The following is a 25,807-nucleotide window of genomic DNA, read 5'->3' as shown; positions in this document are numbered from 1 at the left end:
GTATAACGGTACAAAACTAAGAATTAATGGCAAATACATCGAAGTGTCAAAATTGTACTAGTGGGAAGATGCATCTGATATCTTCCTTAAAATAATTACTTTTGCAGTATGATCGATTTACCGGTTATTCCTGTCAACCAAATGCAGCGTAAGCCTAACTGGCTTCGGGTTAAACTTCCCGTTGGAAAAGAATATGCACATGTTAGAAGCCTGGTTGATACCCATAAGCTCCATACGATCTGCGAAAGCGGGAACTGCCCCAATATGGGTGAGTGCTGGGGTGCCGGTACGGCTACCTTCATGATTCTTGGTAACATCTGCACGCGTTCTTGTTCTTTCTGCGCGGTAGCTACAGGCAGGCCCTTAGCTGTTGATCTGGATGAGCCTAACCGTGTAGCTAATTCGGTGAAATTGATGCAGGTTAAGCATTGTGTGATCACTTCCGTTGACCGCGACGATTTGAAGGACGGCGGATCGATTATCTGGGCTGAAACAATCAATGCTATTCGCCGGGAGAGTCCCCAAACCACTTTAGAAACTTTGATACCTGACTTTAAAGGGATCTGGGAAAACCTCGACAGGGTACTTGCCGTTCGACCTGAAGTAGTATCACACAATTTGGAAACTGTACGACGCTTAACAAAGGAAGTTAGAATACAAGCGAAATATGACCGAAGCCTTGAGTGTCTTCGTCGTATTGCTGAAACAGGCCTGCGCACCAAGTCAGGTATTATGCTGGGACTAAGCGAAACCGAAGAAGACGTACTTGAGGCGATGGAAGACCTGTTGAAAGCTGGCGTACACATTCTTACGCTGGGGCAATATTTACAGCCTAGTCGTACCCATCATCCGGTTATTGACTGGATAACTCCTGAACAATTTGCCCGGTACAAACAAATTGGGTTAGAAATGGGTTTCAGATACGTAGAAAGCGGTCCCCTGGTAAGGTCGTCTTACCACGCTGAAAAACACCTGTTCGAACTTTAAGATTTTGATAAAACCTGCGCCTTGATTAAAGCTAAAAAGACTCTTTCTGAAAATGATCTTGTCCAGGCTATCAGGCAGAAGGATAAAATTGGTGCTGAAGCGTTATATGACATGTATTCAGGCTCGTTATATGGTGTTATTTACCGTATTGTGCAGCATGAAGAAATTGCACAAGACTTGCTTCAGGATACCTTTGTAAAGATCTGGAATTCATTCCCATTATACGATCCTGCCAAAGGGCGCTTATTTACCTGGATGGTTAACCTTGCACGTAATCTTTCTATCGATAAAATTCGCTCCAAGGATTTCAGGAACAACTCTAAAAACCAGGACATCGAAAATACCGTAAATGTGATCGATGAGCAAAGGAGCACGGAGATCAACCCGGATCTTATAGGCGTAAAAGAACTCGTAAAATTGTTGAAGCCTGAACAAAAGAGTGTTCTAGATTTAGTTTACTTTAGAGGTTATACCCATGTTGAAGCTTCCGAAGAACTTGGAATTCCTTTAGGGACTGTAAAAACACGAATGAGAATGGCCATCATCACTTTGAGGAAATTTTTTAAGTAGCAGTGGAAGAGATTAGAGCATATATTGAAAGCGGAATACTGGAGCTTTACGCGGCCGGCGATCTAACCGATTCAGAAAGGTTGGAAGTAGAAGCTATGGTTTCGAAGCATCCTGAACTTCAAGTTGAATTAGCTGAAATAGAAAAGAGCCTCGAACACTATGCAAAGAGCTATTCCATTGAATTATCCCCAGCCTTGCGCGAAAAAGTGTTAGGTAGTTTACTATACGATAACCGTCAAACCGAAACATCAGGCCAGGCTGGTGACAGTAACATACCCGTGAGGCAAATTTATTTTTTCAAATATGCTTTTGCGGCCAGTGTTGCCTTGCTGATATTAAGTTGTGCTGCTTTAATTGTGCTTTACTCCGATCTCCAGGATTCAAGAAGCCAGTTAATAGCGTTACAGGAAAGCAATCAACAATTTTCCAACAGGGTTAACTTCATGAATGAGCAACTGTCAGACAGAGAGCTGGCTCTTGGCGTTTTAAGAAATCCTCAATACAAACTGATTAAACTCGAGGGAACAAAACAGGCTCCTCAAGCCAGTATGATGGTTGCTTTCAACCCTCAGAAAAAAGAAGTGATGATTGATATGGCAGCCATGAAAATGCCAGCCAATGACACCGAACATCAATATCAGCTTTGGGCGATGGTTGACGGTAAGCCGGTGGATCTGGGTGTATTTGACATGCAGGCTGATGATGATGGTATGAAAAGAATGAAAGCCATAGATAGTCCTCAAGCTTTTGCGGTAACGCTTGAACCACGCGGCGGAAGCGAATCACCAACCATGGAACAACTGATGGTTATGGGATCTATTTGACTTTTTAGACCGAAGAACACCCATTAATTACTTCAGGCAGCTTTCTTATCAGATACCTCGGCGGTATACTATGCATCCCGAATTTCTCTTTTAACTGGTTACCGGCTTTGCCATGCAGATAACAAGCGGCTAAAGTGGCTTCCTCTGGTTTATATCCCTGAGCCAGCAGTGACACGATCATTCCGGTAAGAACATCACCCATGCCTCCAACCGCCATTGCGGGATTCCCTGTGGGATTTACTATCACATTGCCGTCAGGCAGAATAATAAAGGAATACTGATTTTTTAGAAGTATGATCACATTAAATTGTTCCGCCGCCTTTCTTGCTGTTAAAATGCGTTCCCACCAGCTGGAATTATCTCCGAACAACCGGTCAAATTCTTTTACGTGTGGTGTTAAGATAGTGTTAGAAGGCAGCATCCTCATCCAGTCCGGATGAGCAGAAAGGATGTTTAGAGCATCAGCATCTAAAACCAGTGGCGAGTGAATATTAGTCAGGATATATTTAAGAAGCTCATCCTGAGTTTCACCCCTTCCTAGTCCGGGTCCAACGGCAACAGACTGGTATTTCCCGAAGTCAATTAATAAATGTAATTCTTTTGATGGTTGGCGTATCAGCGCCATTGCTTCCGGTAACGCTGTGTTTAATGCAGTCAGCCCATTTTGTGGAATACACAGAGTGGTAAGTCCAGCACCTGTGTGCACACAAGCGTCTCCGCAAAGCAAGGCAGCTCCCATCGTCTCTGTATGCCCAGCCACAACTAATGCATGGCCGAAAGTTCCTTTATGACTAAAAGCAGGTCGAGGTTTGATAATATTACGGATATCATCAGCCTCAAGCAGTTTCCAGCCTCCCGGCTGAGATTGAATGTAGCTCTCATCTAAACCGATCTCAACAAACCGGAAACGTTTAATAAACGCGGCAGACTCGGGAAAAAAGAAGTTGATCTTAGGTCGTTGAAATGAAATAACCAGGTCGGCCTTTACGATAGTTGATAGCTGATCTATTAATCCCTCAGATGGGAACCCAGTAGGAACATCCACCGAGACGATGATTTTATTTAACTGATTGAGCTGCTGAACAAGCTTTTTATATTCTCCGTCCAGCGGCCTGCTTAGCCCTGAACCGAGTATTGCGTCAATCAGAATACTTGCATCCTCGTTTGGCGGCAAATCCTCAGCAATATGAATCTCGGTTACAGGTATGCCGGTTAAAGTAAGTCGCCGTAGGTTGACCGTAAAATCATCAGTGGCGTGCTCACTAAACCGTATAATCTTTGCTGAAAGCCTGTCATAGCCTTGCTCCTTTAATAACCTGGCAATTGCTAAACCATCACCACCATTGTTACCCGTACCGCAGTAGACGCCGATTTTAACATCAAGATCAGCGTAATTCTCTTTAAAGATCCTGATAAAAGCACGGGAAGCCTTTTCCATCAGATCGGCAGAAGATATCTGACGATTGCTTATGGTGTAGGAATCGGCAGAACGGGTTTGTTCGGAGGTTAAAAGGTTGAGCATATTACTAAGATAGAGCATTTTCCAATGTCTACAGTAGTCGTTATTTCACGGTAAGTTCTGTCTAACTTAATTCATCTCCCGCGCTAAAAAGAGTCCGGTGTGACTTTTCTTACACTTGGTCAAACCTTCAGGTGTTCCCGAAAACAAGATTTCTCCTCCTCCTGCCCCACCTTCCGGGCCCATATCAATCACCCAATCCGCAACCTTGATCACGTCGAGGTTATGTTCAATCACCAGTATAGTATTGCCATGTTCAACCAGACGGTTTAATACTCCCAGCAGCACACTGATATCTTCAAAATGGAGGCCTGTGGTTGGTTCATCCAGGATATAGAAGGTGTTTCCGGTATCTTTTTTAGATAGTTCTGTAGCTAGTTTTACACGTTGTGCTTCGCCTCCGGAGAGTGTAGTGGATGATTGGCCAAGCTTGATATAACCCAAGCCCACATCAGCCAGCGTTTTAATCTTACGGTAAATAGCAGGAATAGCCTCAAAGAAAGGAACCGCTTCTTCAATGCTCATATCCAGCACATCACTGATGGACTTTCCACGATAACGAACCTCAAGGGTTTCACGATTGTAGCGCCTGCCACCACATTCTTCACAAGGTACCTGAACATCTGGCAAAAAGTTCATCTCGATCAGCTTCATGCCTGCGCCCTGACAAGTCTCGCAGCGTCCGCCTTTAACGTTGAACGAAAAGCGACCCGGCTTATAACCCCTGATCCTTGCCTCAGGAAGCATAACGAACAAATTCCTTATATCCGAAAACACGCCGGTATATGTTGAGGGATTTGACCTGGGTGTACGTCCAATCGGCGTTTGATCAATCTCAATCACTTTATCGATGTGCTCCAACCCATCAATCTTTTTGAAAGGCATGGGCTTCTTTTTAGCCCTGAAAAAGTGATGATTCAATATCGGGTAAAGTGTTTCTGTGATCAAGCTCGACTTTCCGCTTCCGGAAACTCCGCTAACGCAGATAAACTTTCCTAAGGGGAACTCCACATTAACATTCTTCAAGTTGTTGCCAGAAGCTCCCTTTATAAAAACTGAATTGCCATTTCCTTTGCGGCGTTCCTTAGGAACAGATATTTCTCGTCTACCGCTGATGTAATCATTTGTTAAAGTCTGTGCTTTCGCGAATTCCTCAGGAGTACCCTGCCCTACTACCTCGCCGCCATGCACTCCAGCCGCCGGTCCCATGTCGATAACATGATCGGCTTCCATAATCATATCTTTATCATGTTCAACAACCAAAACCGTGTTACCAATATCGCGAAGATTTTTAAGAGCGCCAATCAACCGGGCGTTATCGCGCTGGTGCAATCCAATGCTGGGCTCGTCAAGGATATACAAAACATTAACCAACTGCGAACCTATCTGAGTAGCCAGACGGATTCTCTGGGCTTCTCCACCCGAAAGCGTCCGGGCGGTACGGTCAAGCGTCAGATAATTCAAGCCTACGTCCAGCAGAAATCCAATGCGTGAACGAATTTCTTTTAAGATCTCTTTTGCAATGGTATTTTGCCGCTCATTCAAACGGGCTTCAATATCATTAAACCATTCGGACAAGCTTGATATATCCATTGTAGCCAGCTCGAAGATATTCTTCTCAGCTAATTTAATATGTAAGGACTCCTTTTTTAAACGGGCACCATGGCAGGTCGGACAGGTTTTTAAGATCCGGTAATTCTCCAAATCCTCACCTACAGCATCTCCCCGCCGTTCGGTCTGTTCTTCAAGCATCTTGATAATGCCGTCAAAGGAAATCTGGTAATTTTGAACATTCCATTTATTGTACTCAACCGGAACAGTGATAATATCTGTAGAACCGTTTAAAATTATTTCAATAATCTCTGCAGGAATCTTCTCTATCGGCGCAGACATTGAAAAATTGTGTTTCTTGGATAACGCTTTAAGTATTTGAAATACCCATGTTTCGCGGTATTCACCTAATGGAGCCAGGCCACCCTGCATTATACTAAGTTTAGTGTTCGGAATCACCGAATGCTGATCGACTTCGAATATATAACCCAGGCCACTGCATCGATCACAAGCCCCATAGGGTGAATTGAACGAAAATGTATTAGGCTGAGGCTCATCATATGAGATCCCGGAAACAGGATCCATCAGGAATTTACTATAGAAAAATTCGTTATTCTCTTTATCACTGACCTTAATGATTCCCTTGGAAACCTTCATCGCCGACTGAATCGAGTCATATAATCTTTTCTTATCCCCTTCTGTTATCAGCAGCCGGTCAATAACCATTTCAATATCATGAATCTTATAACGGTCGAGCTGCATTTTTGGGGTGATGTCCATTATCTCCCCATCCACTCTCACTTTCAGATAACCCTGTTTTCTGATTTGTTCAAAAAGCTCTCGGTAATGCCCCTTCCGGCCTTTTACTACCGGCGCCAGGATATTTACCGCTTGATTATCAAACTTTTCCAGAATATTGTTAAATATCTGGTCTTCCGACATGCGCTCCATCTTATCACCCGTTACATAGGAATAAGCTTCCCCAATACGGGCAAATAATAGCCGCATAAAATCATATATCTCAGTAATGGTGCCGACCGTAGAGCGCGGATTCTTACTGGTAGTCTTCTGTTCAATCGCAATCACAGGACTAAGGCCGGAAACCTTATCCACATCCGGGCGTTCCATTCCACCTAAAAACTGACGGGAATAGGCACTGAACGTTTCCATGTAACGTCTCTGACCTTCCGCATAAATAGTATCAAATGCCAGTGATGACTTACCACTCCCGCTTAAACCAGTTATTACAACCAATTTATTTCTCGGGAAAGAAACATCAATGTTTTTAAGATTATGAACCCGGGCACCGAAAACTTCAACTTCACTTTGCTCGCCTAGATCTGTAACAGGATTACTCATATATAAATACAGGATGAAAATTTTGTAAAGATGCGATTTTTTAGCAAGGCTAATGTTTTAAAACAGTCAAACAACAGCAGATGATCTCGAAAAAAAAGGCACAAAAAAGAGGCTGAAGTAACCTCCAGCCCCGGCTTTGTATGTGTGCATTCAGTTTTTTTGAAAGGGCATTCCCAGGAATGATGAGTTCTCTGCTACCGGATTAAAGTGAGTGAAATGTTTTTCAACCTTAACAGGGGCTTTTGCCAGCAAACGTGCGGCTTTGCCCTTGTATCCGTAAAGTCTGGGATTCTCTATAATCTCTTTCATAGAAATCAGCTTATACACGTAACTAGCGGTTTCCCGATTCAATTTCATCTTAAAATAATTGTCTTCATTCTGACGGCTGATCTGCCGTTTCAAGCTTCCCTCGCCGATATTATATGCTGCAGCTACTAATGTCCAACTACCAAATTCGCGGTATAAGGACCGAAGGTATTTAGCTGCTGCTACTGTCGACTTTGAAATCGTCTGTCGCTCGTCTAAAGTAGAGTCAACCCTTAATCCGAAATCGCGGGCGGTCTGAGGCATAAATTGCCAGTAACCGGATGCACCCTTAGGAGAGGTACCACTTTTAAGACCACTCTCTACTAATGGAATGTACTTAAAATCCTCTGGAATACCGTAATGCTTTAATATCGGTTCAATTGTCGGAAAATACAGGGCTGCTTTGCTATGAAGAATGTTGGTCCGCAGATGCTGGTACCCATGAAGCTTCAAGATCCGCTTCATTTTCTTCTTGACGTTCTTATTGTCTTTAAGAATCCCTTCATCAGCAAAGCTTAATGAGTTGAAGTATTTGTCTGTGGTGACTTCCGCTTTTAGCGGCTTCTTGTTATACTTAATCACCGCCAGGTGATTGATTGGAGTGCTATAGATGAACAATTTTGCTGTCAACAACACTACCAACATTGCCGAGCAAGTTATTAGGTGTTTCTTAATCATTAGTTTCTTTTTAGGGTTAAAATTAAAAAGTTTGCAAACTTACAAAATATAAGCCTTATTATCAAATAGTTACAAAACACCCCTTGTGGAGCCGCATGTTTTGTACTAATTTTCTCGATTAAAACCTCTCCTTAAAAACTGTCCCCTTCAGGCCTTTATCCAGTATTTTTGATTAGATTTGTAGCCGCTCTTTTACAGCGAATAAAATTTAAACATGCCAATCAAAAACAACCGGAACAGTCGCGACGACAAGTCCAGCAAATTCAATAAGCCTGCCAGAACTGATCAGAGTTCGTCAGGTACCCGAGGTAAATCCGACAGACCCGAAGGAAGCAACACCACCAGAAAGAAATTGTTTGGAGCAGACTCCGACCGGCCTAAAAGCCCTTATAACAAAACTGACCGTTCCGACTCCGGGAAACCATACGGTGAAAAAAAATCCTTCAATAAAGACTCTTCATTCTCAGACAACAAACGTTCAGAAAGAAAGCCTTATGGTGATAAACCACAGGGTGAAAGAAAACCATATAGCTCGGGGCAGGGTGAAAATTCACCACGCTTCGGTCGCAGACCATTTGGCGATAAGCCCCAGGGTGATAAAAAGCCTTACGGAGATAAACCTTACGGTGAAAGAAAGTCATTTGGAAAATCCGATGACAGCCGTTCAGAGCGAAAACCATACAGTAGCGACAGACCACAGGGAGACAGGAAACCTTACGGTGACAGACCGCAAGGAGACCGGAAACCATTTAATAATGACCGCCCACAGGGAGAAAGAAAGCCTTTCGGGCGTACCGATGATAACCGCACAGAACGCAAGCCATTCAACAGCGATCGCCCACAAACAGACCGTAAACCTTATGGCGACAGACCTACAGGTGACCGGAAGCCTTACAACAGCGACAGACCGCAGTCCGATCGTAAACCTTACGGCGACAAGCCGGCAGGGGATCGCAAGCCGTACAATGGCGACAAACCACAGGGAGAACGCAAGCCTTATGGCAGCAGGCCTACAGGTGAGCGTAAGCCATACAATAACGAAAGACCGGAAGCCGAAAGAAGATCTTACGACAAAACAGATAGAGACTTCGACAGGAAGCCTTCATCCGGATCCGATAATAATTACCGTCCTTACGACCGGGAAAAAAATTACCGTAGCGATGATCGCAAGTGGAGCTCGGAAGAAACCCTTAAAACGGTTAACCGCAGCAAAAAACCATCTGTCGCAAAGGATGATGGACTGATTCGCCTTAACCGTTTTATTGCTAATGCAGGCATATGTTCTCGCCGTAAAGCCGATGAGCTGATTGCAGCGGGTGTTGTTTCAGTAAATGGCGAGCCTGTCACTGAGTTGGGTCATAAAGTTGATCCCGCTAAAGATCTGGTGCGCTATAACGGAGTCGCCTTGAAACGCGAGAAGATGGTATACGTTCTATTGAATAAGCCTAAAGATTATATCACCACGACTGACGATCCGCAGGAACGTAAAACGGTGATGAAACTAGTGGAGAAAGCATCCAAAGAACGTATCTATCCGGTTGGCCGTCTTGACCGTAACACAACAGGCCTTTTGCTAATGACCAACGACGGCGATCTGGCGGAAAAGTTATCACACCCACGAAATAACGTCACCAAGATCTACCAGGTAGAACTTAATAGAAATGTACCTCAGGGCGACTTAAACAAGATATCTTTCGGACTAGAACTGGAAGATGGTTTGATCAAGCCAGACCTGGTTAGTTACGTGGCTGGTGGCAGCAAGAATGAAATTGGCATCCAGATCCATAGTGGTAAAAACCGCATCGTTCGCCGTATTTTTGAACACCTCGGCTATGAGGTAGTTAAACTTGACCGAGTGGTCTACTCTAATCTTACCAAAAAAGATCTTCCAAGAGGCCACTGGCGTTATCTTGAAGAAAAAGAGATTATCCAGTTAAAGCATTTAATTAAATAAGAAAAAGGCTTCCTCAAAACGGAAGCCTTTTTCATTTAACTTTTGTTGATGGTGTTGCTTTGCTCTATCTTGTGGAATGAAATTATCCGGACTTTTCGTTGTGATGTTATTACCGCTTATGGTTACAGCCCAGAAAAAGAATACCCGTGTTAGCAACCTAATCATTGGCACCTACACTCAACCAGGCAAAAGCGAGGGCTTGTATGTCTATGAGTTCAATTCTGAAACGGGTGAACTAAGTTATAAGAATAAAGCTACCGGAGTAGTTAACCCCTCTTTTCTGGCGGTTTCGAAAAATCAGAAGTATGTATATTCGGTCAATGAAACAGGTCGCGAAAACCCAGGTGGTGTAAGTTCCTTTCAATTCGACTCTAAAAGCGGCGACTTAAAGTTTCTAAATAAAGTAAAGTCCATGGGCGACGATCCATGCTATATCAGTATTGACAAAAAAGGCAAGAACGTTTTTGTAGGAAATTACTCCGGCGGCAACCTTGCTGCTTTCCGGGTGCAGCCAAATGGATCATTATACGATGCGATGCAGGTTATTCAGCATGAGGGAAGCAGCGTCAATAAGTCAAGGCAGGAAAAACCGCATGTGCATTCAACTGTTATTTCCCCTGACAATAAATACTTGCTCGTTGGCGATCTGGGTACAGACAAAGTTTACTCCTACAGAATTCGCAGCGGTAATTTTCCACACATCTTAAGAGAACATCAACCACCGTTTACAGCCGTCGCTCCGGGAAGCGGGCCCAGGCACCTAACTTTTCATCCGAACGGAAAAATCGCATATCTTATTCACGAAATGACCGCTGATGTTTCTGTTTACAATTATGATAAGGGGACGTTAATCCCGATACAGTCTATTAGCATGCTGGCTGAAGGCTTTAACGGGAGCATAGGTGCGGCCGATATTCACGTGTCTGCTGACGGTAAATTTCTCTATGCCTCAAACCGTGGAGACGCAAATGATATCGTGATCTATGTGATTGATGCAACCGGAAAACTGAGCCTTTCCGGCAGACAGCCAACACTTGGAACGGGTCCCCGTAATTTTGCCATCGATCCGAGCGGGAATTTCTTGCTGGCAGCTAATCAAAACAGCGATGAAATAGTTGTTTTCAAACGCGACCATGAATCGGGATTACTAACTGACACCAACAAAAGAATCAAGGTGGGTGCGCCGGTATGCCTGGTTTTTACACCTGAAAATTAAATCCAGTCCAATTAATCTTTTACCAGACTCTTATCGAGAACTTCCTTATAGAAATCTTCATAAAGCGGCAGAATAAGGCTCAGATCAAAATCGCGGGCACGAGCAAGAGCGTTTTCCTTAAATACAGTCAACCGGGCTTCATCCTCCAATATATATATGGAATGTTGAGCCATGCTATCAATGTCTCCTACATTATCCATAAAGCCAGTTATACCTTCTACGTTCAGTTCTGGCAATCCTCCGGCGTTAGAAGTGATTATGGGAACCTTACAGGCCATAGCTTCCAGTGCGGCCAAACCAAAGCTTTCAGATTCCGAAGGCATGATGAACAGATCAGATACAGACAGGATTTCTTCTACTGCATCCTGCTTACCCAAAAATCTTACATTCTCGGAAATACCCAGATCCCTGCAAAGTTGCTCACTATACACACGGTCGGGTCCATCGCCAACCATCAATAACTTAGATGGAACGACTTTTAACACTTTCTCAAATATCCGGATCACATCCTGCGTACGCTTAACTTTACGGAAGTTGGAAGTATGGATTATAATACGTTCGTTGTTAGGAGCGATAGCCTTTTTGAAATGGTCTTTGGGCTTTAGGCTAAATCTGTTCAGGTCAATGAAGTTGGGAATCACACGGATCTCATTCTGAATGTCAAAATGCTTGTAAGTATCATCTTTTAGATTTTGAGAAACCGCCGTCACACCGTCAGACTGGTTGATAGAAAAAGTAACCACAGGCTTATAAGTTGGATCTTTTCCCACAAGCGTAATATCGGTACCGTGCAAGGTGGTCACCACGGGGATATGAATGCCATAGGTAGCAAGGATCTGCTTGGCCATATAGGCTGCAGAAGCATGTGGAATTGCGTAATGAACGTGCAGCAAATCAAGTTTTTCAAACCGGGCAACATCTACAAGTTTGCTGGCGAGTGCCAGTTCATAGGGTGCATAATCGAACAGGGGATATTTCGAAACAGAGACTTCATGATAAAACAGGTTCTCTGAGAAGAAATCTAACCTTGCGGGCTGACTATATGTAATAAAATGTACCTGGTGACCATTATCTGCAAGAGCTTTACCTAATTCGGTAGCTACCACCCCGCTGCCGCCAAAGGTTGGATAACATACAATACCTATCTTCATTAGAATTTTCTAATTTTTATTTAATGTTATCGCCTGATTATTGGTCACCCGGAAAATGCCCTGGTGCATCACCATTTCAGGCAAACAAAGTAAACATTTTAACCAGACATAAGTGTTTACGAAATGTAACATAAACGAAGGATTTTAAACATCAAAGCTAATTTATAGCGGTTAAAAAATGTTGTCAAAAAAGCCTTCGCCCCCTATTAACTCAAATCAGGCTGTTTATAATTAATATTTTAGACTATCCGGCCTGGGCTTAAAAAGACCATAAATCTCCAATATATTCCAAATTCGATTTGACTTCTACTTTCTTTACAGTTAAACTTGAGAAACTGTTTTCAGTTTGCTCCCGGAATCAAAAAAATGCCGGTCAAACATCTACGTTGGTCTGATCTGGTTCAAGACTTCTTCGTGTCTTGCTGCTAAATTAGTGGCAAGACACGAAGAAGACACGAGCAAAGTCAAAGGAAAGCAATGAGATAAGGGTTTTGTAGTTTTAAATGGCAATAAGTGTAAATTGCCTTTCGCGCATCACATTGAATCAAATTATGAAACTAACTTTAGGATTTAAGGTAAGAAAGCTATTTCATTATAACAGGAAACAAAAAAGCCGTTCTGAGTTAAGTCCGGACGGCTATTTTGGATAAGCAATTAGTTATTTGGCACAAATTCAATCTTGGCTTTTAATTCGCTTAATTCCTGCTCCTTCTTTTCAATGTCTTTGCGCAAATCTTTGATTTCGTTATTTACATCTTCAAGCTCGCCGTTAAGCTTTTTAGCTCTCTTAGCGTCACTGGCTGCCCTCTTTGAAGCTCTGTTGGCATCCTTAGCCACGCTGGCGTCACCCGGATTGCGACTCACTTTTCTCGAAATCTCCTCGGCATCTCGAGACGATGCAGATGCTTGTTTATTAATATTTTTTACGTCTTTGGTTAACTGAGTTTGCTTAAGCAGATTTTTTTCCAGGTCAAGCTTAAGATCATTCAGCTCGGTGGTTTTTTTCAGCAAAAGCTCACGGCCTTCCAATTTATTGATATTCTCATTACTGATCTTGGAAGAACAGGCTCCCAGCACAAACAACGTACAGCCGATGGCAAGGTATTTTTTGAGCGCTTTCATTTTATGTTTTTTTTTAAATATACGGGTTATTCAGCAGCGGTAGATGGTTTTACTTTATTAATTGCCTCATAGATCACATCCTGAATACGGCTTCTGATGTTTAACTTGTATAGTTTATCCGTAACCAGGGGGTGAACCCTGTTTGACAAAAAGATATATACCATATCATATTTGGGATCAACCCAGACGCAGGTACCGGTATAACCTGTATGTCCAAAAGTTTCAGGTGAAGCTAGCTTAGAAGGGTATTCTTTGGTTGTATCCGGATCGTAACGGTCGAAACCGAGCCCCCGCCGACTGACAGACGATTGCTTGGAAGTAAACATTTTGACGGTCTCCGGCTTAAAATACTGTGTGCCCCCGTAGGTGCCGCCATTCAAGAGCATCTGATATTCTATTGCCAGATCGTTTGCGCTGGCAAATAAACCTGCATGACCCGAAACACCTCCGACCATGGCCGCACCCTGGTCATGTACGTATCCATGCAACAGCGTTTTGCGGAAATAGGTATCATTCTCTGTGGGTACTATCTGGTCTTTTTCAAAACGATTCCGCGGATTGAAGCCTGCGGTTTTCATTCCCAGGGGTTTAAAAAACTCATCCTGAACATAGCTTTGCAATGGCTGACCGGATTGTCGTTCAACAATTTCCTTCATGAAATACATACTCAAGTCGCTGTAAACGTACTTACCGCGGGTTACCACAGGCGATTTTAACATTTGCGGCCACATCACCTGATCAAAATATCCTCTGCGCATGTAATAATGGTCTGCTGCCTTTACGGGATAAGCTGCTGAAGAATCGCGGCTGTAGTCTGTTGGGCTGATGTTCTTGTAAAACGGAATGAAAGGAACAAAACCTGCCTGGTGCATCATTACTTCGCGAACCGAAATATCCTTTTTGTCGGTTTTGCGAGCTTTGAAAATGTAGGCTCCGATATTGGTGTCAAGTTTTAACTTCTGCTGCTCATACAGTCTCATCACCGCCATTGTAGTGGCTGAAATTTTTGTGATTGATGCAAGATCAAAGATATCAGTGATAAGCGTAGGTTGAGCCCCGTCATAGGTATGCTTTCCATACGATTTATTGAAAATGACCATACCATTTTTAATTACCAGTACTACCGCCCCCGGAGTTGCCCGTTCGCGTATCGCTTCAGCGGCTATATCATCAATAGATCTTAGATCTGATGCATTTAAACCCGCCTCTTCCGGAACGGAATATTTTAGCCGGGTGACCCTCGTATCGAAGCCTTCACCTTTCACATACTTTTCTGATAGATGCTGTGTTAACCGTGATGAAACAGCGGTCCCGCCAAAAATTGCCTGGGCAACAAATTCAGCCGAGGCTGCAGTTTCTTTCCCGGTCCAGATTATGGGTGCATCAATCGCATCAAGAAGTTTGAGCGCTCTGGCGTTTCCAAATAAAGTAACAATAATCTGCTTACTACGCTGGTTATCCAAAATAAAGCCGATGGTGCGCGGATCTTTCATCGATTCATCGGTTACCTGAATAATGACGGTATTGAAGAATTTAAGATCATCGCTCAGGTCGTTCAGGTCCAGGGAATCAGTGTTATAGGCTGTTGAAGTGAAGCTGGTAACCGCATCGTATTTGTTAAGCAGGCTATCGAAATTGGCTGCGAAGGATGAGCCCATGTTCACACTGGCTATCTTCAGACTGGTCAGATCAGTAAGTGGAATTACCGCACTGGCATTGTTTAAGAGCACCGTAGCTTTAGCCACTTTCTTATTTTCCTGAAGGCGGCTCTCATTGCTTTTGTGCAAAGCCGGTTGAGCACAGGCGGTTAGTGAAGTAATCTGAATGATCGGAACAATAATAATCGGAAGGAATTTCTTAAATAGATCTATGGTTTTCAGCATATTAAGTATTTGCAATATATTAAGACTTGTTTGAGTGCTATTTAGTTTGAAAATTTCACCTAAAAGTTAACCTTTTAACGATTATAGACCTCTTCACCATTTATATATGTTTTTTCGACTTTCGTTTTCAGCAGTTTCGCCGGATCAGCTTTCATAATATCCTGATCAAGTATTACAAAATCGGCGAATTTTCCGGCTTCAATACTTCCTTTCTCCTTTTCTTCGAAGCTTCCTTTTGCCGCCCAGATTGTCATACCACGCAAGGCGTCCTCCCTGCTAAGGGCATTCTCCATCTGGTAACCTCCAACCGGAAAACCCTTGGCATCTTTGCGCACAACGGCAGCGTAAAAAGTAAGCATCGGGTTTATATCTTCCACAGGGAAATCGGTACCGAGTATAATCCATCCATTTTGATCCAGCAACTGCTTGTAGGCATAGGCGCTTTTAACTCTCTCTCCTCCTAACCTGTCGGATGCCCAGTACATATCTGAAGTGGCATGTGTACTCTGCACCGACGGGATAACATTATTATCGCCAAACAGTTTAAAATCAACAGGATTGATCACCTGTGCATGTTCTATACGCCATCGCAAATCATTCTTGCCTTTTAACACTTTGGCATAAACGTTTAAGATCTCCCGGTTTGCTGAATCGCCAATGGCATGTGTATTCATCTGAAAACCATGGGCTGCGATTTTTTCGGCGACCTCTGCGAAATGGTTTTTATCGCTTAACAAGAATCCGGAATGCCCGGGCTTATCGCTGTATGGATGCAGTAAACAAGCACCACGGGAGCCTAACGCTCCATCGGCATATACCTTGAACGATCTTACATTGAGGCGGTCTGTTTTAATCGCACCCTTTTTAAAGAGATAGTCGAAATTTGCCGGATGGTCAGAAAGCATGACATACAACCGCATCTTCAACTCATTTTCTTTCTGCAATTTGCTGATCACATCAACCATCGGGTAACCCAGACCGCAGTCTACAACGGTTGTTAGCCCTACAGCAAAACAATTCTTCTGAGCATCGAGCAAGGATTCTCTCTGCTGAGTCAATGTGGTTGACGGAATCTTAGACGATACAAGGTCTATGGCATTATCAACCAGGATACCCGTTAGCTTACCTTGTTTAGTTTCCACTTCTCCGCCGGTAAGTGTCTGCCCGGCGCTTACACCTGCGTGTTCAAGGGCTTTCTGGTTAACAATAGCTGCATGGCCGTCCACCCTTGTTAATAATACAGGCCTTTCGGGGAACAGTGTATTGAGGTGCTCATTATTGGGAAACTCCTTTTCATCCCAGTCATTCTGGTCCCAACCACGACCTATAAGCCAACCCTCTTTATTTTGATCTGCAAAAGCGGTGACTTTTTCTACGATCTCTTTCCAGCTCTTCGTTCCGGTCAAATCTACTTGCTGCAAACTTTCACCGTATCCGGAGAAGTGAGCATGGCCGTCAATGAAGCCTGGGTAAATTGCTTTCCCGCCCGCATCCAGTTGTTCGCCGGCTTTATATTTTTCCCTGATCTTTTTTGTAAAACCGGTTTCCAAAATCTTTCCATCCTTAACCGCGAATGCCTCCGTTGTTGAGAATTGATTATCGACTGTGTAAACAGTCGCGTTATAGACTAACAGGTCAGCTTCCTTTTTAACAGAACACGATGTTAGCACGGTAACAGCAAAGAATAGCAGGGTAAGGTTTTTCATTGAAAGACTTTGAGTTGATTTGCGGAGTTTATACCAGTTAATTTACCAGTCACAAAACTAAAGTTTTATCCGATCCGTCCGGCGTTTCTGAATTTTGTAAATATAATTGATAAACATTTTTATCACTAAACCATCGTTTGATTATCAACTGTCCTCTTCAAAACTGGTAGTAACGGTTATAGCAGCCCTATTTCGGTGCACCCCCCGGAGTGAAATGGACGTTTCTTCCAGTAGAATAGTTACCAACAAAGCAGTGTCAAAGCCCTCGGTTACCGGTCGGCTTGAGAGAAAATTTAGCTATTTTTGCGCCAATATGTTTGATATAATTCAGCTTTTACCGGATTCGGTTGCTAATCAAATCGCAGCGGGTGAAGTAGTACAACGACCGGCATCCGCTGTAAAAGAACTAATAGAGAATGCCATCGATTCTGGTGCCGACAAAATTCAGTTACTTATAAAAGATGCGGGGAAATCATTAATCCAGGTGATAGATAACGGATGCGGGATGAGTATTACCGATGCCCGTATGTGTTTCGAACGGCATGCCACTTCAAAAATCCGCAAGGCGGAGGATCTTTTTGCCATACGCACCATGGGTTTCAGGGGCGAAGCGATGGCTTCGATAGCCGCCATAGCCCAGGTTGAACTTAAGAGCAGGCGTCACGAAGACGAGCTTGGGACTTGCATCTCTATCGAAGCGTCTGAAGTGATCAGCCAGGAGCCTGTATCAGCAATGCCCGGCACGAGCATCAGCGTAAAAAATCTTTTCTACAATACTCCCGCCCGCCGCAACTTCCTGAAAGGAAATTCGGTGGAAATGCGCCATATTATTGATGAGTTTCAGCGCGTGGCGCTAGCCAAGCCCGATATCTTTTTTACCTTTCATCATGATGGCAATGAAGTTTTTCACCTCCCGAAAGGGAGCTTAAAACAGCGCATCATCCATCTGTTCGGCAGTGCCTACAATCAAAAACTGGTGCCTGTAGAAGAAGATACCAGCATTATCCAGGTGAAGGGCTATGTAGGAAAACCTGAGTTCGCAAAGAAGACCCGGGGCGAGCAGTTTTTCTTTGTCAATAACCGCTACATCAAAGATGCCTATTTAAACCATGCGGTATTATCAGCTTTCAAGGAGGTTCTGCCACCCGAAAGCTTTCCTCTGTACGTTTTGTTCATCGAAATTGATCCTGCTAATATTGATATTAACGTCCATCCTACTAAAACAGAAATCAAATATCAGGACGAGAAAGCGATTTATGCCATCATACGCTCGGCGGTAAAGCGCTCGCTCGGGAAATACAATATCAGCCCTACCCTTGATTTTAACCAGGAAACCGGCTTTAGCCAGATGATCACTCAGAAGGCTCCGGAAGATATTGTGCCTCCTCAAATAGTCTTTAATCCTGACTTCAATCCTTTTGCCACTGACCTGACCCAAACCAGGGAAATCCCGTTTTTGCGCAACAGCGGTGAAAACAGGAAACAAGTGACGCAGAACTGGGGTAGCCTATACGAAATCGTACAGCCGGAACACCGTCAGCAAGAGCAATTCCCGCTAGGCGGAAACAAAGAAATTGAGCTTTCGAGCCAACTGGTGCAGAAGCTCGGAGAAAGGCAGATCTTCCAGTTGCACGGTCGGTTTATTATTTCACAAATTAAATCCGGCTTTATGCTGATCGATCAGCAGGCGGCTCATGAAAGGATCTTATACGAACGCTTTCTGGAGCAATTGGAAAATCGCCAGGGCGCTAGTCAGCAAAGCCTTTTCCCTCAAACCGTATCATTAAGTGCTGCAGACTTTGAACTGGTAAAAGATCTGCTGCCAGACATCCAGGCGCTCGGCTTTCAGATCAGGGAGTTTGGCAGAAACACGGTAGTTGTTGAAGGAATTCCGGCAGATCTTGGAAACAATATCAGTGAAATCGAGATGCTGGAACACCTGATCGAAGGGTTTAAAAGTAATCAGTCGGAGCTGAAACTTAGTAAGCGAGATAATCTGGCCCGTTCTTTGGCAAAAAATGCTGCAGTTAAAACCGGAACCCGCCTATCGGCTCTGGAAATGAACCTAATGATAGATGAGCTGTTTGCCTGTAGCATGCCCAATACATCACTAAGCGGGAAACCGGTTATTGTGACCATTACCTTAGAAGAATTGATTCAAAAATTTGAAAAATAAATCTTAACAAGCGATTTCCCTTATGAATACAGTGCGGTCCTCCCCATTTTCAAATATCCCACCGGTTGTAAAAAATCTCCTTATCATCAATGTTCTTTTCTTTATTGCTACCGCGATATTTGAGAGTAAGGGTATTTCGTTAATAAAAATGCTGGGCGTCTATTATGTTGATTCGCCCAACTTTAAGGTATTCCAGATCATTACCTACATGTTCATGCATGGGGGTTTCGCCCACATCCTGTTTAACATGTTTGCCCTGTTTACGTTTGGTTCATCGCTTGAAATAATAATGGGTTCAAAGCGATTTCTCAACTTTTACCTGATTACAGGCTTGGGGGCTCTGGTGTTACAGATGCTGGTGCAGCTATTCGAAATATACAGCGTTACGGGTGCCTTAAATATTGATCCGCTAACTTACCAATCTGCTGATGCGGGAGCTATTAAAACGCTGAGTGAAATCTATTATACACCAATGGTTGGTGCATCCGGTGCCATTTTTGGTCTGCTTATCGCTTTTGGAATGCTCTTCCCAAACGCCGAACTTTTTATTATGTTTATACCTGTACCGGTAAAAGCTAAATTCATTATTCCCATATATATATTATTAGAGTTATTTTTGGGTGTTGCTCAGTTTGCCGGTGATTCAATAGCCCACTTCGCCCATTTGGGTGGCGCGTTATTTGGTTTTATTTTAGTTAAAATATGGAATCTTAAAAGTCCACGGAATTTCTATGAATAGATCAGTTTTTAGCGATTTATATTATAAAGTGTTTAAATCAGGAAATCCCCTATTCCTGTTTTTAGGCATTAATGTGCTCGTCTTTTTGCTGATACAACTGGTTGCTGTAATTGGATTTTTGTTTACCGGAAGCACTGCTGTTTCAAAGTGGCTCCTGCTCCAGATGTCGATGCCTGCTTCTCTGCCTGCCTTACCATATAAGTTCTGGACAATCATCACCTACATGTTCGGGCATGCCGGCTTGTTTCACATATTATTTAACATGCTTTGGCTATACTGGCTTGGCAGGATTTTTCTCGATTTTTTAAATAAGCGACAGTTTATCTTTACGTACCTGGCAGGCGGTCTAGCTGGGGCTGCTTTGTTTATCATCTCATACAACGTATTCCCCGTTTTTCGGCCGTATCTGCCCGTGGCAGTTCTTATTGGTGCCTCAGCAAGTGTGATGGCCGTAGTGGCAGCCACCGCTACGTTACTGCCTGATTATTCTATCCGCTTGTTACTCATCGGATCGGTACGTTTGAAATATCTAGCCCTGGTATATTTTGTGCTCGACCTGATAGGCATTGCCGGGAGCAATCCGGGAGGAAGCATCGCCCATATAGGAGGGGCTATCCTAGGATTTGTGTACATCAAACAGCTGAAGAGTGGCAATGATTGGAGCAAAATATTTGTCAAGAAAAGGAAGTTAACCATCGTTCAGAAACACAACCCCATGGCTAAAGCATCAAAATTGCCTGACCAGGAAATAATTGACCAGATCTTAGATAAAATATCCAAATCCGGCTATGAAAGCCTGAGCAGTAAGGAGAAAGAGCAGTTATTTAAGGCGAGCAATAAAGAATAATGCGTAAAAAAAAGTCAAAGTTTAGTTTTTGGAATAAAACAATATTACTCACTAATCTGATAGCAGCCGGCCTGCTTTTGTTAAGTTACACAGCCTCCTTCCTTGACCCGTCATCTTTCTGGCCTGTTGCGTTTTTTGGCCTAGCATATCCTTTGTTCCTGCTGTTAAATGTGCTGTTCATAATTTATTGGCTGCTGAGTTCACCTAAATATGCTCTGATCTCCTTTTGCTGCATCCTGATTGGTTATAATTTCTTGACGGCTTACATAGGCTTCCGGGAAAGCACAGCTATAGCTGTTCCGAAATCCTCGCAGAACTTTATCAGGGTAATGACGTACAATGTCCATAGTTTCAAGCAGTTTGGCGACAAGAACGATCAGTTTACCAAAGACCAGATCCTCGATATTATTCGTAAAGAGCAGCCTGACGTTTTGTGTATCCAGGAATTCTTTTCAAGAGAGAAAGGTGAATACAACTTCCGAAAGTTGATTAGCGAGATTATGCAGAGTGAGCATTATTACTTTGTCCCCAGTATCAGCAATGATTATGAATCTTACGGGATGGCCATTTTCACAAAACTTCCTATTTTAAAGAAGGGAAATATACCCTTCGAAAATGTCACTGTCAATGAGGCTCTGTTCATCGACCTTAAATTTAAAGGACGACCGTTCCGTATCTACAACGTACATTTCCAGTCCATTAGTTTTCAGCCTGAAGATTATCAGTACTTAAAGGAGGTTACCAAGGAGATCGACACCGATGTGAAGTCTTCGCGACGTATTGGAAGCAGATTGAAGCAGGCTTTCCTAAAGCGAAGCAAACAGGTGAAGATTGTTAAAGAGCATGCAGAAAAATGTAAGCTCCCGTATATGATTGCTGGTGATTTCAATGATACACCCGTCTCCTTCGCTGTCAATACGATGGCTAGTGGCATGCATAATAGTTTCCAGAAGAAAGGAAGCGGGTTTGGGATCACCTATAATGGCGATTTCCCTAACTTTCAAATTGACTATATTCTTGCTTCAAAGCAATTTGACATAAAGAATTATTTGATCATCGATAAAAAGCTCTCAGACCACTATCCGGTACGAAGCGATGTGGAGCTAAATTAAACCTATTTCAACCTGAATCATCAAACCTGTTACAATGAAAAGCGATATGGTAGTATATAATACCCTCACCAGGACCAAAGAACCTTTCGAACCCTTAAATCCTCCCTTTGTGGGTCTGTATGTGTGCGGTCCTACCGTTTATAGTGATGTGCATTTGGGAAACTGCCGTACTTTTATTTCTTTCGACCTGATCTATCGCTATTTGCTTCATCTTGGCTATAAAGTTCGTTATGTTCGTAATATTACCGACGCAGGACACCTGGAAGGGGACCGTGATGAAGGAGATGATAAGTTTGCGAAAAAAGCTCGTCTGGAACAGCTTGAGCCGATGGAGATCGTACAGAAGTATACGCTGGGGTTCCATGATGTGATGCGTCTCTTCAACACGCTGCCACCGAGCATTGAGCCTACCGCTACCGGTCATATTTCTGAGCAGATAGAAATGATCAAACAGATAATCGATAATGGTTATGCTTATGAAGTAAATGGAACAGTTTATTTTGACGTCGAGAAATACAGCCTTGAACATAACTACAGTATTCTGACAAACCGTCAGTTGGAAGACTTGCTTGAAAATACCCGCGCTTTAGGGGGCCAGAATGAAAAACGCGGGCGCCTTGATTTCGCACTATGGATCAAAGCAAAGCCTGAACATATTATGAACTGGCCTTCGCCGTGGAGTGTTGGTTTTCCGGGCTGGCATATCGAATGCTCGGCCATGAGCCGTAAATACCTCGGCGAACAGTTTGATATTCATGGAGGTGGAATGGACCTTGCCGCAACACATCATACCAATGAAATCGCACAATCACAGGCGTGTAATCATACCACCCCGGCCAGATACTGGATGCATACCAACATGCTCACAGTTAACGGCACGCGTATGTCAAAATCAATGGGGAACGGCTTTCTGCCCGCTGAACTGTTTACAGGTAACCATCCCTTACTCAACCATGGCTACTCACCCATGGCGGTGCGCTTCTTCATGTTGCAGGCGCATTACCGCAGCACCTTGGATTTTTCAAATGAGGCACTCGAAGCTTCGGAGAAAGGATTCCGGCGATTGATGGCCTCAGTGGTGTTGCTCGATAAATTAAAGACATCTGATACCACCTCTGACTTTGACCTGCATAACTTTTCCGAGCGCTGTTATGCTGCAATGAACGACGACTTTAACAGTCCGGTATTGCTCGCAGAGCTATTTGAGGCCAGTCGTTTTATTAACAGCATTTACGACGGCAAGGCCAGTATTTCATCGGCTGACCTCGAGAGCCTGAAAAAACTCATTTACGATTTTGTGTTTAGTGTTTTAGGTTTGAAAGAGGAAGGCAATCAAACAGACGATATTGGAAAGTTAATGGACCTGATCATCAGCTTACGATCAGAAGCTAAAGCAACAAAAGATTACGCTACTTCTGACAAGATCAGGATCGCATTGCAGGAAATTGGGATACAGCTAAAAGACACCAAAGAAGAAACCTCCTGGAGCAAGGCCTAATCGTACAATCTTCGACACCAGCCGGATACCATCCGCTGGTGTTTTTATTTAAGACTATTATAGTAAGTTATAAGGAGGATCAAGTCAGTCTCTGATTTGAAACTAAGGTTATTGCTTTTTATAAACTCTTCAAGCTCTTCTCTGTAGTTATCCAATACTTCCAACACTGCTTTTTTATCTTTCTTGATTCTTACCGGTGTCCCTTTTTGAACGAGATAGTAAAAGTGTATTTCTTCGAAGGTTTTAACTACTGTGGCTGAGCCGTAAGGTTTGTTCTCCGATACCTTTTTAAAACTCCTTTTTAGTAATGGGGTTTCACCATCGCTCAATACCTGGTAGAATGTTTTTGCTGTGTTTCCATTGGCAGCTATATACCCGTTCCTAAAAAGAACTTGTTGCAAGGCAGGCGATGCCAAATTAACCAGCGTGAATTCATTTACCGGTTTTACAAACGTCATGGCAGCTCCCGCAGAAGTTTTGAATATAAGCTGATCACTTACCTGGTCATACTTTAAATCCATATTATCAAACGTCTCACCATCAGCTAATTTCACCTTCCCTTTTGTCCAGCTATCCCCTAGAAAAGGACTGCCCTTGACATCCGTATATTGTATTTCTACTAATGGCCTTCCATTTATATCTCGTATGCCCTGAGCGTTTAAGGAAAGCGTAACAAAGCAGAGGTAAAGAACACAAATAAACTTAGCTGATGAATTTTCCATATTTTTGGCTTCCTATGAAATTAACTGAACTCTTGCATGTCTAAATATCTTAATAAAAAGCATTCTGTAAGTTCGTTATTTTTATTTATCATCCTGAGTTGTGCAATCCTGATAATATCATTGCTGCTCCTGTTTCTTTTCCATGCAGACAATCCTGACTATGAGATTATCGTTTTTCTCGCTTTACTGACTAGCCTGATCATTTTACTGGCATCCGGTATACCGATTTTCCGGCCAGACAAACCTGAAACAGCGTATCTCAACGAACGTTTGACTAATGACATCGAAACCGAAACAGAAGATAATTTGATCAAAGACCTGCAAAATGAGAAAAAGTATTTTGCGTCGGTACTTTCTCATGATCTGAGAAGTCCTTTAAGCAGCATTATCCTGCTAGCCAGCTACCTGAAAAGCAAAGACGAAATTTCAGAAAGCAATCAGTACATAGAATTAATAGAGCAGTCAGCAAAGAAAGAGCTGGATATGATGTCGACTTTATTGTCGCTGATGCGAGCCGACACTTATAGAACCGAAACGTTTGAGGATCTAAAGCTTCATGAATTAACCCAAGATATCCTGCAGAGCGAAGAAGCAAGGCTGACAAAAAAACAGCTACGAATTGATCTTGCTATCTCCGAAAATTCAACGCTGTTTGCCGATCCCCAGGTCTTTAAAGTAATCTTAAAAAATCTCATACTTCAAGCTATTTGCTACTCGGAACAGAATCAAACCATTAAAATCAGCGCGAAGCAAACAGATGACCGAATAGTAATTGAGCTGGTGCTAATAAGCGAGGAGTTGCGAAAAGAAGCATCTAAAGATCTATTTAATTCTGATCGCCTGTTTACGAAAACCACAAAGAACGAGTTTCCTGAGTGCATAGATCTCTACTTTTGTCAGCAGGCAATCCGAAATTACAATGGCACAATTCATGTACAAGTGGAAAATAACCTTTCTTGTCGCTTTATCATGTCATTGAAGCGCCTTCCGGAAAGAAATCCCGTTTGAACCCTATGAGATCTATTTTCATTATTTCCTTTATACTTTTTTCTGCCCTTAAACCTGCTGTAGCTCAGACTTCAAATGGAGAAGTGAGTTCGCTGGTTGCAGCAGAGAATTACTTTGCCAGTCTTGTAAAACAAAAAGGGATCAATAAGGGATTTCTGGCTGTAAGTGACGATGAAACTATAGTTTTTAAGCCGGCGCCTGTAAAGGCTGAAGACTTCTATGGTAGTCGAAAAAACCAGGATACCAGTAAATTAACATGGCAGCCGGCATTGGCGAAAATATCTAAAAGCGGCGACTGGGGCTTCACCACAGGGCCTTTCATTTACACACGCGATAGTGTGGCCAGTTACGGAACTTATGTATCTGTCTGGAAAATGAATAGTAAGGGTGTCTGGAAACTGGCGATAGACATTGGCGTTTCGCACCCAAAGCCTAAAAAGGAACTTGCTCTTATTTATTCCGATCCGAAGAGCTCAAGATTCTTTAGACAAAAATCGGCGGTCAGGCAAAAGCAGAGGGAAGAAATGATCTTAACCAGCGACCAGCTGTTCTCTAAAACACTGCAAAAGTATAATAACCTGGCGTATAATGTTTTCATGGCTGATGATGCCAGGCTGTTATTTCCCGGCCAGGAGCCGATCATAGGCAAAAGAAACATTACTGATTTTTTACGCTACCAGGAACTGGAAATAAACACTGAAGTGATAGACGCAGACCGCGCCACCGGCAGCGATCTGGCCTATACTTATGGCACTGCCAGTATTGCAAAAGCCGGACAGACTGATATATTTAATTACATACGCATTTGGGAGGTGCAGGACGGCCATAAATGGAACGTCATACTGGAAGTATACTCACCCGTTGAAACAGAGGGATAAG

20 protein-coding genes are annotated in these 25,807 nt (G+C 43.1%); 12 read left to right on the top strand and 8 right to left on the bottom strand.

Features of this window, described 5'->3' with window-relative positions:
* Positions 1–108 precede the first annotated feature (108 nt).
* From lipA to AC1MCB_RS19385, 3 genes are read left to right on the top strand one after another with little or no spacing between them, the layout of a single operon-like run.
* A complete protein-coding gene (gene lipA / locus AC1MCB_RS19395; RefSeq protein ID WP_479966377.1) occupies positions 109–987 on the top strand; it encodes a lipoyl synthase in 879 nt (292 codons plus the stop codon).
* A gap of 21 nt (positions 988–1,008) precedes the next feature.
* Positions 1,009–1,557, top strand: a complete 549-nt coding sequence (locus AC1MCB_RS19390) for an RNA polymerase sigma factor (RefSeq protein WP_479966376.1) — start codon at positions 1,009–1,011, stop codon at positions 1,555–1,557.
* Between the two features lie 2 nt (positions 1,558–1,559).
* The gene (locus tag AC1MCB_RS19385; protein ID WP_479966375.1) at positions 1,560–2,381 is read left to right on the top strand and encodes an anti-sigma factor; all 822 of its coding nucleotides are present in this window, start codon (positions 1,560–1,562) and stop codon (positions 2,379–2,381) included.
* A 4-nt stretch (positions 2,382–2,385) separates the two neighbouring features.
* Here AC1MCB_RS19385 and AC1MCB_RS19380 read toward each other — a convergent pair whose 3' ends face one another.
* The 3 genes from AC1MCB_RS19380 to AC1MCB_RS19370 form a co-directional block, all read right to left on the bottom strand.
* Complete coding sequence (locus tag AC1MCB_RS19380) at positions 2,386–3,903, bottom strand: NAD(P)H-hydrate dehydratase (protein WP_479966374.1); 1,518 nt, start codon at positions 3,901–3,903, stop codon at positions 2,386–2,388.
* A 66-nt stretch (positions 3,904–3,969) separates the two neighbouring features.
* A complete protein-coding gene (gene uvrA / locus AC1MCB_RS19375; protein ID WP_479966373.1) occupies positions 3,970–6,810 on the bottom strand; it encodes an excinuclease ABC subunit UvrA in 2,841 nt (946 codons plus the stop codon).
* A gap of 150 nt (positions 6,811–6,960) precedes the next feature.
* Entirely contained in the window at positions 6,961–7,794 is an 834-nt protein-coding gene (locus tag AC1MCB_RS19370) for a lytic transglycosylase domain-containing protein (RefSeq protein ID WP_479966372.1), read from the bottom strand.
* A 214-nt stretch (positions 7,795–8,008) separates the two neighbouring features.
* Here AC1MCB_RS19370 and AC1MCB_RS19365 point away from each other — a divergent pair, with 214 nt between their 5' ends.
* Positions 8,009–9,748, top strand: a complete 1,740-nt coding sequence (locus AC1MCB_RS19365) for a pseudouridine synthase (protein ID WP_479966371.1) — start codon at positions 8,009–8,011, stop codon at positions 9,746–9,748.
* A gap of 76 nt (positions 9,749–9,824) precedes the next feature.
* Positions 9,825–10,964, top strand: a complete 1,140-nt coding sequence (locus tag AC1MCB_RS19360; RefSeq protein ID WP_479966370.1) for a lactonase family protein — start codon at positions 9,825–9,827, stop codon at positions 10,962–10,964.
* 11 nt (positions 10,965–10,975) lie between these two features.
* Here AC1MCB_RS19360 and bshA read toward each other — a convergent pair whose 3' ends face one another.
* The 4 genes from bshA to AC1MCB_RS19340 form a co-directional block, all read right to left on the bottom strand.
* Positions 10,976–12,115 carry an N-acetyl-alpha-D-glucosaminyl L-malate synthase BshA gene (gene bshA, locus AC1MCB_RS19355; protein WP_479966369.1) on the bottom strand — a complete coding sequence of 380 codons (1,140 nt, stop codon included), beginning with the start codon at positions 12,113–12,115 and terminating at the stop codon, positions 10,976–10,978.
* A gap of 654 nt (positions 12,116–12,769) precedes the next feature.
* Complete coding sequence (locus AC1MCB_RS19350; protein WP_479966368.1) at positions 12,770–13,237, bottom strand: hypothetical protein; 468 nt, start codon at positions 13,235–13,237, stop codon at positions 12,770–12,772.
* A gap of 26 nt (positions 13,238–13,263) precedes the next feature.
* The gene (locus AC1MCB_RS19345) at positions 13,264–15,120 is read right to left on the bottom strand and encodes a serine hydrolase domain-containing protein (protein ID WP_479966367.1); all 1,857 of its coding nucleotides are present in this window, start codon (positions 15,118–15,120) and stop codon (positions 13,264–13,266) included.
* Between the two features lie 74 nt (positions 15,121–15,194).
* Entirely contained in the window at positions 15,195–16,826 is a 1,632-nt protein-coding gene (locus AC1MCB_RS19340) for an amidohydrolase (RefSeq protein WP_479966366.1), read from the bottom strand.
* 313 nt (positions 16,827–17,139) lie between these two features.
* On the opposite strand from AC1MCB_RS19340, the gene mutL reads away from it, so the two are divergent.
* The 5 genes from mutL to cysS are packed head-to-tail and all read left to right on the top strand — an operon-like array spanning position 17,140 to position 23,198.
* Positions 17,140–19,002: a DNA mismatch repair endonuclease MutL gene (mutL, locus tag AC1MCB_RS19335; RefSeq protein ID WP_479966365.1), complete on the top strand. Its 1,863-nt coding sequence runs from the start codon at positions 17,140–17,142 to the stop codon at positions 19,000–19,002.
* Between the two features lie 22 nt (positions 19,003–19,024).
* Positions 19,025–19,741: a rhomboid family intramembrane serine protease gene (locus AC1MCB_RS19330; protein ID WP_479966364.1), complete on the top strand. Its 717-nt coding sequence runs from the start codon at positions 19,025–19,027 to the stop codon at positions 19,739–19,741.
* Positions 19,734–20,588 (top strand): rhomboid family intramembrane serine protease, encoded by an 855-nt coding sequence (locus tag AC1MCB_RS19325; protein WP_479966363.1) that lies wholly within the window; start codon positions 19,734–19,736, stop codon positions 20,586–20,588. The genes AC1MCB_RS19330 and AC1MCB_RS19325 overlap by 8 nt, the downstream gene beginning before the upstream one ends.
* Positions 20,588–21,700, top strand: coding sequence for an endonuclease/exonuclease/phosphatase family protein (locus AC1MCB_RS19320; protein WP_479966362.1), 1,113 nt, complete (start codon positions 20,588–20,590; stop codon positions 21,698–21,700). The genes AC1MCB_RS19325 and AC1MCB_RS19320 overlap by 1 nt, the downstream gene beginning before the upstream one ends.
* Before the next feature lie 34 nt (positions 21,701–21,734).
* Entirely contained in the window at positions 21,735–23,198 is a 1,464-nt protein-coding gene (gene cysS / locus AC1MCB_RS19315) for a cysteine--tRNA ligase (RefSeq protein ID WP_479966361.1), read from the top strand.
* A gap of 44 nt (positions 23,199–23,242) precedes the next feature.
* Here the strand turns inward: cysS and AC1MCB_RS19310 are convergent, their stop codons facing one another.
* Positions 23,243–23,920 carry a hypothetical protein gene (locus tag AC1MCB_RS19310; RefSeq protein WP_479966360.1) on the bottom strand — a complete coding sequence of 226 codons (678 nt, stop codon included), beginning with the start codon at positions 23,918–23,920 and terminating at the stop codon, positions 23,243–23,245.
* 36 nt (positions 23,921–23,956) lie between these two features.
* Here AC1MCB_RS19310 and AC1MCB_RS19305 point away from each other — a divergent pair, with 36 nt between their 5' ends.
* Positions 23,957–24,928, top strand: a complete 972-nt coding sequence (locus AC1MCB_RS19305) for a sensor histidine kinase (protein ID WP_479966359.1) — start codon at positions 23,957–23,959, stop codon at positions 24,926–24,928.
* 5 nt (positions 24,929–24,933) lie between these two features.
* Complete coding sequence (locus AC1MCB_RS19300) at positions 24,934–25,806, top strand: nuclear transport factor 2 family protein (RefSeq protein WP_479966358.1); 873 nt, start codon at positions 24,934–24,936, stop codon at positions 25,804–25,806.
* Position 25,807: the final 1 nt, after the last annotated feature.

This window comes from Daejeonella sp. AP26 (genome assembly GCF_056680515.1).
The sequence above is the reverse complement of the archived record's forward strand: the minus strand, read 5'-3'. Positions and strand labels throughout refer to the sequence as shown.